Annotated in this window: 8 protein-coding genes; 6 read left to right on the top strand and 2 right to left on the bottom strand. The window is 46.9% G+C overall.

Annotation, left to right across the window (positions count from 1 at the left end; genetic code table 11):
- Positions 1-423 precede the first annotated feature (423 nt).
- On the top strand, positions 424-588 hold the full coding sequence (locus tag CDW55_RS12465) for a phosphotransferase (RefSeq protein ID WP_179285889.1): 165 nt from the start codon (positions 424-426) through the stop codon (positions 586-588).
- Positions 589-864: 276 nt separating this feature from the next.
- Positions 865-2019 (top strand): glycosyltransferase family 4 protein, encoded by a 1155-nt coding sequence (locus CDW55_RS01695; protein ID WP_088468666.1) that lies wholly within the window; start codon positions 865-867, stop codon positions 2017-2019.
- 1009 nt (positions 2020-3028) lie between these two features.
- Here CDW55_RS01695 and CDW55_RS01690 read toward each other — a convergent pair.
- Entirely contained in the window at positions 3029-3415 is a 387-nt protein-coding gene (locus CDW55_RS01690) for an HU family DNA-binding protein (protein ID WP_088468005.1), read from the bottom strand.
- 243 nt (positions 3416-3658) lie between these two features.
- Between CDW55_RS01690 and CDW55_RS01685 the strand changes: the two genes are divergently transcribed.
- Both CDW55_RS01685 and CDW55_RS01680 read left to right on the top strand, forming a co-directional pair.
- The gene (locus tag CDW55_RS01685) at positions 3659-4456 is read left to right on the top strand and encodes a helix-turn-helix domain-containing protein (protein WP_088468004.1); all 798 of its coding nucleotides are present in this window, start codon (positions 3659-3661) and stop codon (positions 4454-4456) included.
- A gap of 91 nt (positions 4457-4547) precedes the next feature.
- The gene (locus CDW55_RS01680; RefSeq protein ID WP_088468003.1) at positions 4548-4787 is read left to right on the top strand and encodes a hypothetical protein; all 240 of its coding nucleotides are present in this window, start codon (positions 4548-4550) and stop codon (positions 4785-4787) included.
- Positions 4788-5354: 567 nt separating this feature from the next.
- On the opposite strand, the gene CDW55_RS01675 is transcribed toward CDW55_RS01680, so the two are convergent.
- Positions 5355-6338, bottom strand: a complete 984-nt coding sequence (locus CDW55_RS01675) for a lipoate--protein ligase (protein WP_088468002.1) — start codon at positions 6336-6338, stop codon at positions 5355-5357.
- 494 nt (positions 6339-6832) lie between these two features.
- Here CDW55_RS01675 and CDW55_RS01670 point away from each other — a divergent pair, with 494 nt between their 5' ends.
- Both CDW55_RS01670 and CDW55_RS01665 read left to right on the top strand, forming a co-directional pair.
- Entirely contained in the window at positions 6833-11392 is a 4560-nt protein-coding gene (locus CDW55_RS01670; protein WP_088468001.1) for a GEVED domain-containing protein, read from the top strand.
- A gap of 845 nt (positions 11393-12237) precedes the next feature.
- Complete coding sequence (locus CDW55_RS01665; RefSeq protein ID WP_088468000.1) at positions 12238-18351, top strand: InlB B-repeat-containing protein; 6114 nt, start codon at positions 12238-12240, stop codon at positions 18349-18351.
- Positions 18352-18394 lie beyond the last annotated feature (43 nt).

Genomic DNA, 18394 nt, shown 5'->3' with positions numbered 1-18394 from the left:
CTCATTGTGTTTATATTTTTAATGGAATCGGCGATGCGCCCATGGCGGATTGCTAAAAAAGTTTACATTCCGCTAAAAGATTTAAACTTGCGCGGAAAGACTCTTGTTTTCTCAAATGAAATTATTGCCACGCTTCGGACAAAAAATCTTTGCCTCATCCTCTCTATTGACTTATTGGAATCGGCGAACCACAGGTTTGTTAACGCTTCATTCCAACTTTTTCTTAACGCAAAAATCTCCTAAGTCATTAACCTCCTAAGTCATCTGGGAGTCTCGAATCTCACAGGGGCGACGCCGGGACGGTGCAATAATGAAGAAGGGGTGTCTGTACATGCGTCTCTTACAGAGTGACAAAGGGCTGTGGTTAGAGGGTAGGAGTAGCAAGGAAGTGAGGGGTCTCTTTCGAAGAGTGTTGGATGAGTAATGAGTGATGGGTATTGGATGGAAGATGGAAGATGGAAGATGGGTGCTGGAAGATGGATGCTGGAAGATGGAAGATTGATGCTGGAAGATGGAAGATGGAGGTTGGATGTAAGAGGCAAGAAGCCAGAAGCTAAAGACACGATGCTTGATGCTGGGTTAATTTGAGGTTCTGCAAAATATTCCGCCTGGGTTTCCGTTATCAGGGTGATGAACAAATGGAATTTATTTTATAGTTTCCAGTGTTAAAATGACTCAATTTTATCCAGTTCTTGGCATAATTTATGTAATTTTGCAGGGAAAAAATCTTAAAATCTTAGGGGGATAGTAAGATTTATATGAACCGAAAATGCTGTAAACAGCTTTGATGTTGTGAAAAAATTAGTGAGAATAACAACGGTGCCCGTGTCGCTGGACAAGCTGCTCGGGAACCAGCTCCACTTCATGAATGAACATTATGAAGTCACCGCCGTATCGTCAGACCGCGACAGTCTGAGTAAGATTGCGGAGAAGTATGGAATCGGGCACCATCATATTGAGATGACCCGTAAAATCACCCCCTTCAAAGACTTAAAATCCTTCTGGCAGGTCTATAAATTCCTCAGAGCCCACCGCCCTGAAATCGTGCACACGCATACCCCGAAAGCCGGACTTATCGGCATGGCTGCGGCCTTCTTCGCCGGAGTGCCGGTGCGCATGCATACCGTAGCCGGACTTCCGCTCCTGCAGGCCAAAGGACTGAAAAAACAGGTGCTCAAGATTGCCGAACGGACGACCTACTCCTTTGCCAACGGCGTTTACCCCAATTCCTTCAACATGGAGAAAATCATCGGGGATTACGGGTTCTGCAGTGCAGGAAAGCTGAAAGTCATCGGCAACGGAAGTTCCAACGGCATCGACCTCCATCATTTTGATCCGGAACACTATCCGGAAGCAGAAGTGAAAAAGATAAAAGCTTCCCTCGGTATCAGCGCAAATGATTTTACGTTTGTATTTGTTGGAAGACTCGTGAAAGACAAAGGCATCAACGAACTGGTGTCCGCATTTTCTGCTCTTTCCAAAAAACAAAAAGGACCCTTTAAGCTGCTCCTGGTAGGGAACTATGAGGAAAAACTGGATCCCCTCCTGCCGGAAACCCTTGAGGAAATTGCTGAGAATCCAAATATCATTACCACGGGCTTCCAGGAAGATGTAAGACCTTATTTTGCGGTAAGTGATGCCCTCGCATTCCCGAGCTACCGCGAAGGCTTCCCCAATGTGGTGCTTCAGGCCGCCGCGATGAACCTGCCGTGCATCGTGACCAACATCAATGGCTGCAACGAGATCATCGCTGACGCCGTGAACGGTCTGCTCATTCCGGTAAAGGATGAGTCCGCGCTCGAAAAGGCCATGGAGCGTATGTATCTTGATAAGTCGCTTTACACCAAACTGCAGTCCAACGCCCGAAACAGTATTGAAGGCCGCTTTACCCAAACCCTGCTCTGGTCCCAAATCCGTGAGGAGTACGATCGCCGGTGGCTGCTTTCAGGCGGTTCCGAAAGCCGTACCAAAAAGCTTTCGCGAAGTATTCTCGATAAGGCCTCTTCGTTTCTTTCTTAACAGAAACAGAAGGGGTGATTATTTGTGCTGCATAAGTGACCACCCCGTCATCCGCTCCCGCGGCTGACACCCCTCCGAGGGAGGGAAATACGCAGTTTTTTTTTAACGTGGGTTTTAATAAGTGAGCTCGTGGTTCTTTCCGTAATGTAATTTTGTGACTTTTCGTGTTGGGAAGAGAGATTGCGGTACGTTTCTACACTACAACCTTATCCTATCATTTATTATATAAAGGGCATTCCCCTCCCCTGGAGGCGTGTCCGTGTGCTTTGCACACGGATGGGGTGGTTTTTTCCGGGAATACGCAGTTTTTCTTTTTTGAAGCAGTTTTAATAATTTAGTCCGGTAATCTTTCCGTGGGTTATGTATTTCATTCCGGTTCCGGGTTCTAAATTTTAGAAATTTGTTCATGTTGGTCTAACCACCCCGTCATCCGCTGCCGCGGCTGACACCCCTCGAAGGGAGGGGAATACGCGGTTTTGCTTATGTAAGGTAGATTTTAAAGTCAGTACCTGGCATTTTACCACACTGTAATTTTATTCCCTTCTGGTGTTGATAGGGGGGATTCCGGTAAGAGCCGACAGTTACAAATTATTTATCAGCCTCATTATACACCGGTATATTCCCCTCCCCTGGAGGGGTGTCCGTGTGCCTGCACACGAACGGGGTGGTTAATTTTCCGCCAAAACTGACGTAAAAACTGGCAGGAAATTTCAGTTTTTGCCTCCGGAAAAATGTGATTTTGGGCAAAGAAGTTACGTATTCGCACCTAAAAAAAATCTTTTTACATCATAAAATTGGCCTTTTTTACGGTTAAAAACATCCGTAAGAACAAAAAACTTTGCGCGTACTGAGGAAAAAATATTTTGTAAGTACGGTAAAAAACTTTCGTAGGTACGAAAAAAAATTTCGTAAGTACAGAATTCAGGTAAAAATCGGTAACTTTACGGCACAAAAAAGCCCCGGCTGCAAAACCGGGACTTATTGAAAACCATCTGTTCAGGTCGTGGGGCTACACGTCCTGAACTTTTTTTACCGGGGCGGTGGCCACCGTACGTTTCAACAGGGGAGAAGGCGTGAAGAGGATGCGCTTCTTGGTCACGCTCGAGGCGGTGAGTTCATCAGCGGTATCGGCTCCTGTTCCGCTCACTGAAGGGCGGAAGGTTCCCAGATCTCCGAATTTCACGATATATCCGTCCTGCAGATACTTCAGAAGGGATTTTTCCAGACCGAAAAGCACTGCACGGATGTCGACACTGTTCAGCGTAGAGGCATCCGAAAGTTCTTCGGAAATGGTTCTTACATCGATGGTTCCGGTGCTCTTCACCAGTGGATAAAACTTCTTCGGATCATCCGGCAGCTGTGGATTGCGTCTTTCGACGGCTTTAAATGTAATCATAACGATCAGTTTTAAAATTAAAATTAAAAGATTGGATGCCCGGGCTTTACCATTCGGCCGTGGCGCGTTGTGCTGTAGGGTGAACCTGGAATGGTGGTCGGTTCGGCTCTTTTAGGTCATATTTTTAATAATTAATGTTAAATAATTTGTACAGAAAAGATAAATATGTATCTTTACATCGATACAAATATAATAAAATGTTTTAAATAAAAAACATTTGTTTTAAAAAAAATACAATTTACAATGGAGGCTCAGGATATCATTAAGAAAATTAGAAGTGAGAAAAATTTAACTCAGGTAGAATTTGCCGAAAAACTCGGCATCAGCCGCAGTGCTCTGACTCAGCTGGAAGCCGGAAATACCAAGCCTTCTTTCGACGTGCTGAAAATCCTTGCTGAAGAATTTGACGTGGATGTAAGTGTTTTTTTTGCTCCGTCTGATGGTGGTGGCAGGACGAAAAAGCATCTCGTGAGTCAGAAGACCCAGCACGATGTGAGTGTCATTCTGAATTTTTATAAGACTCATTACGGAATTCATTATAATGAGATCATGGAAGACCGGATGATCGAACAGTTTATCAAAGTGCAGCAGCGTATCGAAAAAGGGGAGAAGCTTGATGAGGTGTACCGCATTTACCGCAGTCTGCAAAGGATCACTGAAAAATTGGAGCGGGACATCATCGATCCGTTTAAAAGACACTGGAACACCCTTAATGAAATGAAGAAATTCGATGGCGCGACGGCTTCAGAGGATGAGAAAAAGGAGATGGAGGAAAAAATGAAAGATCTGGACCGCAATCTTCAGATTATTTTCAGGGATTCATCGTTCTTTCTGGATTATTATGGATCTTATTTTTCAGATCTGCCGGAGTTTCTCACTCAAAAGCAGATCGATATAGGCAGGAAAGAGAGTGAACATCAGAAAATCATGAAATACAGCCAGGAAAAATACCTCAATGCCTTTTATTATCTGCTTCATCATGTCGGCGAACTCAAGCTTGTTGAAGAATACTTCGACGTCGAAAGCATGTGGCGGGAGTAGTAGGTCAGCTCAACCTCCGCCTCCGCATCAACATTCACCTTCACATTAACTTCATCCCCATCCCTATCCTCAACCTCAAAAACCTTTAATAATGGCAAAATTTAAAGTAACCCGAAAGCAGGTGCCCCACATTGGAGGGTTGAAAACCAGCTATACTGCTACCCTTGTCAAAAACCGTGAAGTCTCTGCGGAGGAATTTTCAGAAGTTCTGACCAAAAGGACCAGAATCAACCCTATAGCGGCTGAAATCAAATTCATTTCCCCGGCCCTAAAGGGTCTGAATTTGATTTCCTCTATTCCGTTTGTAAAATTTCCGTCAGTCTCCCTTTAGGGGCAGGGGTAATAGACTGCTGGAAATTTTTCTGTTATTTCTTTGTCTGACTTTAGGAGAAGGGTTAACGCTGTCAGAAATCAAATTCATTTCCCCGACCCTAAAGGGTGTGAATTTGATTTCCTCAATTCCGTCTGTAAAATTTCCATCAGTTTCACTTTAGGGGCAGGGGTAAAAGACTGATGGAAATTTTTGCAATTATCAGGCGGATTTAGGTGACAACAATTTAGCTGCCGGAAATCAAATTCATTCCACAGGTCTTACTTCGACAGGCCCAGCATAAAAAAGGGTGTGAATTGATTTCCTCTATTCCATTTGTAAAATTTCCAGCAGACTCCCGTTAGGGGTAAGGGGTTAAAAGGCTGCTGGAAAATTTTGCAATTATAAGTAGGATTTAGGTGACAACAATTTAGCTGCCGGAAATCAAATTCATTCCACAGGTCTTACTTCGACAGGCCCAGCATAAAAAAGGGTGTGAATTTAATTTCCTCTATTCCGTTTGTAAAATTTCCAGCAGACTCCCTTTAGGGGTAGGGGTAAAAGACTGCTGGAAATTTTCAGTAAGCACTATTTAAAAACGGTAAGCACTTCGTCAACCGTTACTTTTCCAAAGTAGTCAGTTAGATCAATGTTTTCGAGCACGCTACGCAGTTCCTCTTCTTCATGTTTAAGCGCCACCAACCGGGCTTCGAGTTCCTCGATGGGTTTCGGGGCGAAGAAGTCGCCGAAGATCTTGGCTTTTTCGATGGTGCCTTTCACGACATCGAGGTGCACTTCAATGAAGCCGGCCGGCACCTTGATCGCTTTCTGGAAACTGTAGTTCGGGGAGAAGCCGAAATTCCAATCCCATGTTTCATACTTTTCCTTCATGAGCTGTTCAATGCCCGCCTTATCTTCTGCTGTGAGTTCATAGCGTTCCGCACCCGGATTGTTGCTGATAATTTCGTCCGTCAGCAGATTTTTGAGTTGCTCCGTGGTCGTGCCTTCCGGAAGATAATGGATGAGGTTGGTCACCCGTGACCGGTTGGATTTCGTTGCTTTGTCGATAAATTTAAGGGGATTGGCTTTCAGGGCATCTCCCAAAACCTCCATTTCTGAGTTCAGCAAGATGGTGCCGTGCTGAATCATTTTCCCGTTTTTCGCAAGCTTCGCATTGCCACTGAACTTTTTTCCATCAACCAGCAGGTCGTTGCGGCCCTGCAGTGCGGCAGGCACGCCGAGGCGGTTCAGCAACCGGAGGACGGGTTGGGTAAACTGCGAGAAATCACCAAAATCGTGATCTGCTAACAGGGTATGAAAGGAAAAGTTAAGGTTCCCCAGGTCGTGGTACACCGCGCCGCCTCCCGACATTCTTCTGACCACCTTAATTTCCTTTTCCCGTACATAATCCAGATTGATTTCAGCCAGGGTATTCTGAAATTTCCCTACAATGATCGAGGGCGCATTCACATACAGCAGGAAAATATCCTCTGTCGGAAAACGACCGAGCAGATACTCTTCGGAAGCGATATTAAAATACGCGTTGTTAGAAGGCGAGTCGATAATGAGCATAGGGAATGTTTTTGCAAAAATAGGGAAAAATGTTGGGTGATGGTTGGGAAACTAAGGCATCTTCATGTTCATGCTTCCTCTACAAGACACAGCGTTGCAGCTCCTCTCCAAGCGGTCATAATCCTGATGTTTATCCTGAACCTACCTTATAAGAATAAACAATCTGCAAGATCCCTCCGGGCGTTGGGATGACAGAAGTTTTAATGGCGACAGAAAAGTGCACAGTATAAAAAAAACAATTTAGCTATTGATGTAACTGATTATTTCGGAAAAATTACGTCGGAAAATTTGATGGAAGGATTTAATTATTGATGATATTCTCGGTTTCAGACAGGATGTTATGAATTCTTGTACTAAGTAGATAAGATAGATATTTTAGCCAAAAAAACTTTGTTTTTAACATGTTTTATGAGAAATAAGATATTAATTTTTAACTTTGCGAATTAAAGTTTTGCTTTCTTTTAAAAACATCAATACCACATAAATTTACACTTATGGAAAAAAAATTTACCCGATTGATTTATCACGGATTTATCACCTGTTTGTTTTTCCTGGCGGCAACTCTAGAGGCGCAGGTGACTCAAGTCTTTACATATACGGGAAATACCCAAAACTTTACGGTGCCTGCGGGCGTCACCTCGGTGGAAATCAAAGCATGGGGTGCCGGAGGTGGAGGTTCCGCCGGTTCAGGAGGATCTGGTGGTTTTGTAAAAGCAACACTTAACGTCACCGGCGGAAGTAATCTGAATATCGTCGTAGGAGGAGCTGGTACTTATAGTACAGGACTGCATAACGGAGGATATGCGGGAGGCGGTAATGCAGGCCAACTGGCTGGTTCCGGAGGCGGATACAGTGCTGTTTTTGTATCTACAACTCTTGCTGCTAACAATGTAAGAGTATTGGCTGGCGGCGGCGGCGGCGGCGGATATTACAGCACCGCAGCTTATGGAGGGCCGGGAGTTCCGGGAGTAACCACCGATCCCAACGCAGGTGATATTACCGCTACCCGTACAGGAGGTAAGAAAGGGACTGCAGCTGCCGGAGGAGCTGCCGGCTCCAATAATGGCAATTCCAATAATGCAACAGCTGGAACGCAGCTGCAGGGCGGTGCCGGCTCCCGCGAAACAGGAGGCTGGTTCAGTTCGGAATACGATGCGGGCGGCGGCGGCGGCGGTGGCGGTTATTTCGGCGGCGGTGGCGGTTATGGTAGTAATGACCCGTGGATTTTTGGCACTTACTGGAAATCTTCCGGTGGCGGTGGCGGTTCTAACATTGTCCGCGGTGCCGGGTCAGTAATGGTAGCTAACATCGCAGGAAATTTTACCATAAATGGTACTGCCCCTCAGGCGCCAAACATGACCGAGGATGGCTATATAGCCGGCGTAGGCTGGGGTGGAGCATCTAACAGTGCAGGCGGAAATGGTTTGGTGATTATCACCTATACCCTCCCCCAATGTTCGGGAAATCCCACCGCAGGAACTGCGGTATTGAATCCAGATTCCGGTGCGGCAGGAAGTTCTTTTTCCGCTACGGTAACAGGCGCTTCCGCAGGTCTTGGAATCACTTATCAGTGGCAGATGAATACCGTGGCCACTGCCAACAGCACGGGATGGACAGATATTCCGGGACAGACGGGTGAAACGGCCAGTCTTAATGCAGAGAATCTTCCACCTGGATCAGTTATGTATTACCGGAGGGCAATAATTTGTTCTAATAGTGGGGCTATCCGTTATACGGCGGCTGTCCCATTTACCATTTCTTCTCTTACTTACTGTACTCCAACTTCGGCGACGGCAAACAGTTATTATATCACCAATGTAAAGTTTCAGGGAACCTTAAGGGATACTGATAATACCAGTACCTTCACAAATGGCAATCCACGGGGCTATCAGGATTTTACCGGTTTGACCGACCGTGCCATTCAGGAACAGGGTGCCGGAATAAATGTGAGTGTAAAAAATACCCGGGAAAGTGCAATGGTCGCCTGGGTAGACTGGAATAATGACGGGCAGTTTCAGAACAGTGAACAGGTTTATACAAGCGGAACTACCAGAGTTGGCTTTACGGTTTTCGGATTTACCGTTCCTCAAGCTCAAACCCCCGGTTATTACAGATTAAGAATCAGGATTTCTGATAATTCAGGTTTTAATTCGTGTCAGAATATTGCATCCGGTGAAACAGAGGATTATTTATTCCAGGTTATACCTTCCTGCGGAGCTGCTATTACAGGTGTTACTGCCAATCAGATCTGCGGATCCGGGAGAGTTACCTTTAACTTTACTGCTGCTAATGCAACCAGGATAAATATCTATGATTCCGAAACGGAAACAGTACCGTTAGCGGTGGTTAATTATGCATCAACCCAATCATGGCAGACGCCGGTAATTAATGAAACCCATACGTATTATGCGAGTGCACAGACTGCTGTAAATGGGTGTGAATCCAAAAAACGAATTAAAATAACGGCCAGAGTCAATGCCTTGCCGGAAATCACTTTTAACAATACCCTTGCAGAGTTCTGCGGTGATAATACCGGTGGACAGTCCTTAGGTATCTCTGCAGGAGGTGATAAGGAAACTGTTGAAGTGATCAATGAAAACTTTGAGTCGGGATTAGGGGTGTTCACTAATGTGGCTGCGGGAGAAACCATTAGCAGAGCGTATTGGCAAAGAAGGTCAAGTGTGTATGTTCCAGGAGCGGACTATACCGTCATAAAACCTGCATTAGCATCAGGTCTGAACGGTGACGGCTTTGCCTTAGCGATTACCGATGTAGGTGGTGGTTCCAACAGGCTGAACAGGCTCACGCAGACGGGATCTTTCGATACGAGGAATTTTTTAAACCTGCGGTTAGAATTTAATATGTACACTTTCTTTGAAGGAATCCGCCCTGATCTTGAGTACTTCAGTGTGGAGGTGTCTCAAAATAACGGAGTCTCCTGGACCGAAATTAAAAAATATACAACTAATGTGGGGATTCCCAATAAATGGGTAGAAGAATCGCTCGACTTATCAGCCTATAAAAACGCTGCCAACTTCAAACTGAGATTTGTCATTTCTTCTTTCGGAGCAAGTAACCAGTGGTCAGGGGATATCGCCGGGGTTGATGCGGTGAGGCTTTATGGTGAAAGGCCTCTTAGTACTTCGTTTGACTGGAGCGTAACCAATGGGGATGCGATTATTTATAACAGCGACTGTGTAACCCCTTATAACGGCGCAACAGACCAAATCTGTGTGAGACCGAATGCCGATCAATTGCGAAATCGGAGCGAATGGACGGTGAAAGCTACCGCTACTCTCGGTAACGGATGTACTGCCGACGGTACAGTAACTGTAAAAAACAATAATAAGACATGGGATTTCCCCGGACGGACGCAGTGGACAACTGCCAACAGTTGGAAGCCATATGGAGTGCCTTCTGAAGATAAATGTGTGGTGATCAGGACTCCTGTGATCTTAGGAGCTTCTACTGCCGGACTCGCCAAAAACATCAGAATTGAAACCACTGCAGGGGCTACCGGAAAACTTACGGTCAACGGTTCTTTAACGGTAACCGACGCAATTGTCAATACCGGGGCAGCGACCGATTTCATTGTAAAATCAGACGCCAACCTGAAACAGATTAACGAGAATCCGAATCTTAACACGGGACCTATTTCGGTACGACGTCTGTTTACATGGTCCGGATCGACGGATGCCACCCGCAGAGAATACAACTTCCTTTCATCTCCGGTGTACAACCAGAACATGAAGGAAATCTATGGCGGCGTAGCATCGCACGTTCCGTACGTAACGAAACTCAATGAAAGCACCAACCTTTTTGTAAACGCTACGGCAGCTGATTACACCAAACAAGGAAAAGGTTTTGCGGTGAGAGAACCCAAAACAAGTTTTACCGGTGTGCCGACCCAGGGAATTGCCGCCAATGAGGCAGAATACAAAGGGGTACCGAACAATGGAACCATCAGTATTAATCTCGACTGGACCAGCGCCGGAAGAGGATATAATGTGGTCGGAAATCCTTACCCTTCCAATATCGATATTGTGAAGCTGTATGCAAACTCAGTGACCAACTTCTTCACTCCTGAAATCGATGCCAACTTCAGGTTCTGGGACAACACCGTGAATGCGACGTACGTACAGATGGGCGGTGCCTATCAGGGGTATAGTTATGCCATTTTCAATGCCATCAGTGAGACGTCAACGGCGGCTCCGGGACTGGATCCGAATCCGGGAGGTGGAAATACTACGCTGAAGGCACCCGGAAAGATCATAAAGGTGAACCAGGCGTTCATGATCCGGGCCCTTCAGGGAGGAGCAAGCATAAAATTCAACAATACCATGCGTGAAACCACCCAAACCGGATCGGTGTTCTACGGCAAAGAGTCGCAGCATGACCGCTACCGCCTTCAGCTGAGTACTGCGGCGCATTTCGTGGTGCAGAATGCGGTGACGTATTTCCCTCAGGGCAGTAATGCCTTCGGCCCTGAAGATGCCCGAATCCCGAACTCCGCTGCTTCAGATGCGCTCTTTACCTATGCGGGCGACGCCAAAGTGGTCATCAACGGCAGAAGCATGTTCGACAGCAGTGATGTGATTCCGCTGGGTACCCGTCATTTTACAGCGGGAACCTACAGGATTCAGGCAGTGGACCTCGAAGGAGTCTTCGCTAACGGACAAAGCATTTATCTGAAAGATAAAGCCCTGAATATCTTCACCGACCTTACTCAGGGTGACTATACCTTCACGAGTGAGTCCGGCGAGTTTACGAACCGTTTTGAAATCGTGTACAGACCGGGTGTCGTGCTGGCCACTGACACCAAAGACCTTGCGAAGGTTGAGGTTTACCGCGATGCCGCTGATTTCGTCATCCGTTCTTCGGATAAAGCAATCAGCTATTTGGAACTTTACGATGCTTCGGGCCGTTTGATCTTCACGCTGAAAGGCAGCGGTAAAGAACTCCGTTTTGCCGCCGACCGTCTCGCAGATGGAATGTATGTATTGAAAACCACCCTGAAAGACGGTGAAGTGATGACAGCAAAAATCAGGAAATAGCAGTCCTGTCCATATTCATACAGAAGCCCCGGTTCAGCCGGGGTTTTTTAGTGGGATAGTGTGATAGTGGGATAGTGGGTGAGTGGTCAAGTGGGTTAGTGGTTGAGTGCTGGAAGCTGGGAGAGGGAAGCTGGAAGCTTGGTTTTGGAAGCTATCTCCAAACCGACCGGAGCACCCTTAATCACTTATCACTTATGGCTCATCACTTATCAATAATGCTCTGCTGGTGGCTGAGGCTCCTGAAGGCGGCTGGAGTGGGTTAATGGGTTAGTGGTTGAGTAATTGGGTAAATGCCTGCATCGTTTCGGCTTCACCGCGGTGAGACCCCTTCGGTGTGACAAAAGTGTCTTGATCATTCGGGTTTTGCAAAGAAGGCCTTTGTCACGCTGTAAGCGTCTGTCCAAAGCATGGGAAGGGAACTCTCTTTATCATATGGTTATTCACTTCCTAAGCACTAAACTACCTTATCACTAAACGACTAAACCACCAAACCACTCCATTACTCAATCACGAATCAGTCAGACACCCATTATCGTGCACCCAACATCCCGCGTTTTCTCACGCTGTAAGCGTCGGTGGCTGAGGCTCCCGAAGCCACCCTGCAGAAATCCGGAATGTAGCGGCAGATGCAGAAAAAGAAACACCCGAAACCCTGATGAAGTATAGAGAATATAATGATACGATATTTGAGGATGCTTCAACCGTAGCAAACGATTATTTGAAATGATGTTAACCAAATGATAATTCTTTGCAAATTTTTTAAAATTTCAGCAAAGCGATTTGAATATTTTGTAATTTTGCTCTCCCAAATAATGGCAACCGTCTCTTAATAAATTTGTTAGACCATGAAAACAGCTTTATATTCTTTCTGTAAATCGCTTTTGGCAGCTCTATTCTTTTTTGTTTCTACCGCGGCGTGGGGGCAAATCCTCACTTTTGAATTTTCCGCATTAGCAGGAGACGAAACAACAGCAAATTCAAATGTTAACGATGCCAACTTATCTTCATCCACCATATCGCGAGGAGTGGGCTTAACAGCTGCAGCAAACGGAGGAAGATTTAATGCAACAAACTGGGCTGTTACAAGTATTGCAAACGCAGTATCTGGTAATAAGTATATGGAATTCACTATTACTCCTAATTCAGGTTACCAGTTTAGTGTGTCATCTATTGTTGTACAGTGGCAAAGATCAGGAACGGGTAATACGCAAATTGCAATAAGAAGTTCGGTGGATGGTTACGCATCCGATCTCGATACAGTAAAAAATGTTACTGATAATACCTCTACACAAAAATTTACTTTTGCATTTTCACAGGGAAACACAACATCTGCTGTCACATACAGATTATATTCTTATGCTGAATCCACTGGAGGAAGTGGTGGTCCTGGTGATGCAACAGGCAACGACATTGAGGTGAATGGTATAGTATCTTCTACTTGTACTACCCCCACTCAAAGTTTCGCAACAGCGTTAGTTACTAAAACTCTGGGCGATGCACCCTTTACCAATATTTTCACCACCAACAGCACCGGTGCTGTTACGTACAGCAGTTCGAATACGGGTGTGGCGACAGTTAATGTGACAACAGGTGAAGTAACGCTTGTAGGACCCGGAACAGCTAATATTATCGCATCCACTGCGGCTAGCAGCACCTACTGTGCTGCGACTTTGAGCTATCCTTTGACCGTAAACCCAAGTTCTTACACCTTAATCTATGACGGTAACGGAAATAGCGGTGGAACTCCGCCTGCTGGTGGGTCTTATTCTGCAGGTGGTACAGTTACCGTTTCAGGAAATACCGGCAGTCTTATTAAAACCTGCGCTACTTTTAATGGATGGAATACCGGTGCTAATGGAAGCGGAACGTCTTATGCGCCCGGAGCCCCTTTAACCCTCAATTCAGATACGACTTTGTATGCCCGGTGGCTTTCCACTTTAAAAACGGTCAGCTTTAACGCAAACGGTGGTTCAGGTTCTATGGCACTACAGACGGCATGTACCCCAACCCCTCTTACCTCCAATTCCAGTATAATTACCCGTGCCGGCTATACTTTTGCCGGATGGAACACGGTCGCGAATGGTTCCGGTACTGCGTACAGCGACGGGGCTCTATATGATTTTACGGCAGATGAGACGTTGTATGCGCAATGGACAGCCAATAACAATACCATCACCTTTAACGGTAACGGAGCAACCGCGGGCTCGACTCCTGTTCAGACCCTTGCTACTGATGCAACCGCGTCTCTGAACCTGAACGGATATAACAGAACCGGTTATACTTTTGCAGGTTGGGCAACCACCGCCGGAGGTATTGTGGCATATGGTGACGGTGCTGCGTACACTATGGGAACGGCAAATGTCACCCTCTACGCTAAATGGACCGCTAATACCTATTACATTATTTTCAATAAAAACCATGCTGACGCTACGGGTACCATGAGCAATCAGCCAATTGCCTATCACGCCACCGCCAACTTAACAGCAAATGCATTTGCCAGAACCGGTTACGCCTTTAAAGAATGGAATACTGCCGCGGACGGTTCCGGAACGGCGTATGCCAACAGTGCAGCCTATACCATGAGCACCTTAGGAGATAAAACGCTTTATGCGCAGTGGGAGGTGTACACAGGGCCGTGCGGTTTCGAATCCTTTACCAATTCAACGGCGACTGCATCCTATGGAGATGGTTCATTTGTTGGGGATATGACCACCTGGAGCTATATTGCATCAAGGGACGAATCGACTTACGGTATTAATGGTAAAGGGATTATGTTGAGACAACAATCCTCCGGCAGTAAGCTCACTTCCGCAACTGTATCCGGTGGAATCGGAAGTTTTACCTGTAGTCTAAGAAAAGCATTCACAGGAAATGGTGATAGGCAGGTTGAATTGTTTGTTAACGGAGTGTCAAGGGGGAAATCAATTAAGTTTGGAAGTGCTTCCGGTACTGACACAACAGTGTATACCTTTACGATAGATAACATTAATATTACAGGAAATGTTATTGTAGAAATAAGAAATATCACCGGTAATCAAGTAGTAGTTGACGATATTTCCTGGACCTGTTACACACCCTGCACTTCCCCAACCGCGCAGGCCACCAGCTTTTCAGCCACCAATATATTAGCGACAACGGCAACGGTAAACTGGACCCGCGGTAATGGCGAGGCAGTGCTGGTTCTTGCAAAAGCCAATGCTCCTGTAGATGCTGAACCTGTACCTGGAACAGCTTACACGGCCAATACTGCTTTCGGCAGCGGAACAGAAATCGGGACAAGTAATTTTGTCGTGTACAGCGGCCCCGGAACCGCGGTAAATCTTACCGGTTTAACCAGTGGCTCAACCTATCATTTTGCGGTGTACGAATACAATGCTGCTACACACTGCTACAATCTGGTCTCTCCGGCGACCGGACAACTGACTACGCTTAAGGCTCCGGAAACACCAACGGCCTTTACAAAAATCTGCACTACCGCAACCACCCAACAGTTGAGCTGGAATGCTCCTGAGGGCGGTGCAGACGGATACCTTCTGGTGATGAGACAGGGAGCCACTCCACATTCGGTCAGCGGTATCAATGCCCAGAGTCAGGCCTTTGATTTAAATTATGGTGCAGCTCCTACGTTTGGAAGCACCACCCCTAACTCACGCGTTGTTTACCGGGGCACCGGGACGAATGTAACCGTCACCGGGTTAAGCAATAATACCTCTTATACTTTTGCACTCTATGCCTACAATGCAAACGGCAGTACTGCCGTGCTCTACTCGGGCGTTACCACGACCACTCAGGTGACTGGCGTGCCGGATGTGAATTTCCCTGCGGCTACGCCGGGAGACGGTAGCGCCCAAATCAGCTGGCTCAATCCTTCTTCTGCCTGCTTTGATGAGGTGATGGCGGTGGTGACTACTGCTGCAGGCATCACATTTCTTCCTGCAGGTGACGGTTCTGCCTACACCGCAAATGCTGTTTATTCCGCACCCAATCAGGTCGTTTATAAGGGCGGCGGAAATGCAGTACTGATTTCCGGACTTGCCAACGGCACAACGTATTACGTAGAACTGTTTGTAAGGAACGGCAGCTCCTGGAGTAAAGGCGAAGAAATAGCTGTGATCCCTAATAATAATTTTACCGTATTTAAACCGGGAGAACTCTTTTTTGTTGGCTACGACGGTCAGTATGAGGGCAGTGGTGTCAATGATGAGTATCTGATTGCTACGCTGACCGATATTAAACCGGGGACCGAGTTCTCTTTTGTGAATTCCCGCTACGAAGCAGGTGCTGCCGCTAATGTACGTACCGATAAATGGGGTGGCTCCGGTGATTTTGCAGAAGAAAATCCGGGCGTTGCCAAAATTAAGTACAATGGCAGCACGGCAATTGCTTCCGGATCGGTGCTTAGGATCAGAACCAGCGGTACACCCGCGTTTTTCAGTTCTGTAGCCGTGATCGGGACAGATAATGTACTGACAGACAGGACAGCGGATTTCAGTGCATCGCTCCCTTTCGGTACAGATACGGTACCCAATATTTCCACTTCAGGTTTTGACCAGATTTATCTGGTACAGGGTGATTTTGTATCCGATGGGGATCTTCAGCCGGGTGAAGCCAACTATATTCTCCACGGAACGCTGCTTCACGGTTTAACCAACAGAACAGGCTGGGTGCCACTTTCTTCCGCGAACAGCGGCGGCAGCAAATCCACTGACCGTACCTCCAGGCTTCCGGCATTCCTGGAGTGCTTTAATCTTGAGGGCTCGGGAAGCACTACCAATTCAGGGTATTATCAGAATGATAAACTGCATTCCGGCAGTTTCAGGGAAATCATGTCAGCGGTGAACAGTTCACCGAACTGGACTTACAGTACAGGGCGTTATAACCTCGAACCGGCTAACTTCAGTTCCGGCAGGGCAGGAAGATCTTTCGTAAGAACGGCAGGAAAGCCCGACGGAACGTGGGTATCCACTTCAGATACCAACTGGTTTTACTGCAGTAACTGGGAAAGCCTGAGGGTTCCGGACCGTTTTACGGATGTCATTACCGGAAGTACGGGCACCGTTAAAGCAGTCATCAATACGACTGCCGCATTTTCAGATCTTTACAGTGATACCGCGGAAGTGAGAAATCTCAGCATCATTGGGAATTCTGTAGAAATGGGGGGCAGCAGTCCGGGCGCCCTCATTATTTACGGTGATCTTTCGGTGACGGGATCAGGTTCTCTTGACCTGTCGAATGTTTATGCAAATGTTGATATTTACGGCGACTGGAACAGTGCTGCGGGGGTGGATTCCTTCAAAGAGGGCTTCAGCAGGGTACGTTTTCTGGGTGATTCGCCCCAAATCATTAATGGAAATGACCATGCTAACCCTGAGATCTTTTACGAGGTCGAACTGCATAATGATTTCGATACCGAAGTCTCCAATAACCTCGTTGCGAAAGGTAATCTTACGGTAAACGCAGGCAAAAATGTCAGAATCGCCCCGGGAGATTACATCCAGGCCGGTAAAAAACTGGTTCATCTGGGTACTGAAACCAACTTCACCATCGAGAACGACGGGCAGCTGCTGCAGGTGGATGATGTGCAGAATACCGGAAAAATTACGGTGAAAAGAAACATGACCTTTACCGATGACAGAAAGGAATACAATTACCTGGCCTCACCGGTGGAAGGTCAGCACATGAAAATGCTCTTCGGGGCGGCCTCCAATACCCGTTATGTTTTGGTACTGAAGGAATCCACGAATCTTTTCGTCAATGCCGCCACTGCAGACTATAATATCATAGGAAAGGGATTCGCCGTGAAAGAGGCGATAGATACCTATACCGATTCGGTGGCGCATTTCAAAGGCAAGCCGGTCAACGGCAGCCACCCTGTTACGGTAACAAAAACTAGCGCAGGACGGGGCTGGAACCTGATCGGTAATCCTTATGCGTCGAACCTCGACCTTAAACTTTATTATGAACAGAATGACGCCAATATGCTGCCGGAATTCAGGTTCTGGGACAACAGGGTGAACAATACCTACGTGCAGTACGGCGGTGCCTACAACGGATACAGCTATGCAATTTACAATGCGCTGAGCGACGAAGGCAACCCGGCACCGGGAGGTGACGCAGGGAACAATACGGGAACACTTGGAACGCCGACAGAAGTGGCCGGTCTTTACCGCTATGCCAAGGTGGGTCAGGGCTTCCTGATCCGTGCAGTAAATCTGGGGGATAAAGACCTTAATTTCAGCAATACCCAGCGTACCGTTAACCAGCCTGACCGTGGATTCTTCGGAAAAAGCGAGGTTCTGAAAGACCGCTACCGCCTGCAGCTCATCACCCCGTCGGATCTGCATCTGACCAATACTGTGGTCTATTTTGAAGGAGGCAGCAACAGTTTCGGGCTTGAAGATTCGCGCCACCCGAGCAGCGGAGCGTCGGACGCCTTCTACAGCCTTGCCGGTACCGATAAAACGGTGATCAACGGCCGGGCGGCATTTGAAGATACGGATGTAATTGCATTAGGTAACAAACATTATGTTTCGGGGAACTATACCATACGGGCCATTGACCGTATCGGGGTATTCGCCAACGGGCAAAGCATTTATCTGAAAGACAAAGTCCTGAATATCGTGACCGACCTTACCGCGGGTGATTATGCCTTCACCACGGAAGCGGGAGACTTTACGAACCGTTTTGAGATTGTGTACAAACCTGCGGTGGTCCTGGCTGCAGATGATTCTGGCCGTAACGCAACGGAAGTGTACCGGGATAGCAGTGATTTTGTCGTTCGGGCAGACCGTACCGTGGAAAAGGTGGAGGTATTTGATGCTTCCGGAAGACTGCTGATCACGATAAATGGCTCTGCCAGGGAACTCCGCTTCAGTGCTTCAGCGATGACCGATGGAGTCTATGTCGTTAAAGTGCGGCTGAAAGGAGGCGACACGTTTACGAAAAAAATCAGGAAGTAAACCATCTGAGACCATACTGATAAAGCCCGGAATTCCCGGGCTT

The organism is Chryseobacterium sp. VAUSW3 (assembly GCF_002205795.1).
GTDB classification, from domain to species: Bacteria; Bacteroidota; Bacteroidia; order Flavobacteriales; family Weeksellaceae; genus Kaistella; species Kaistella yananensis.
The sequence above is the reverse complement of the archived record's forward strand: the minus strand, read 5'-3'. Positions and strand labels throughout refer to the sequence as shown.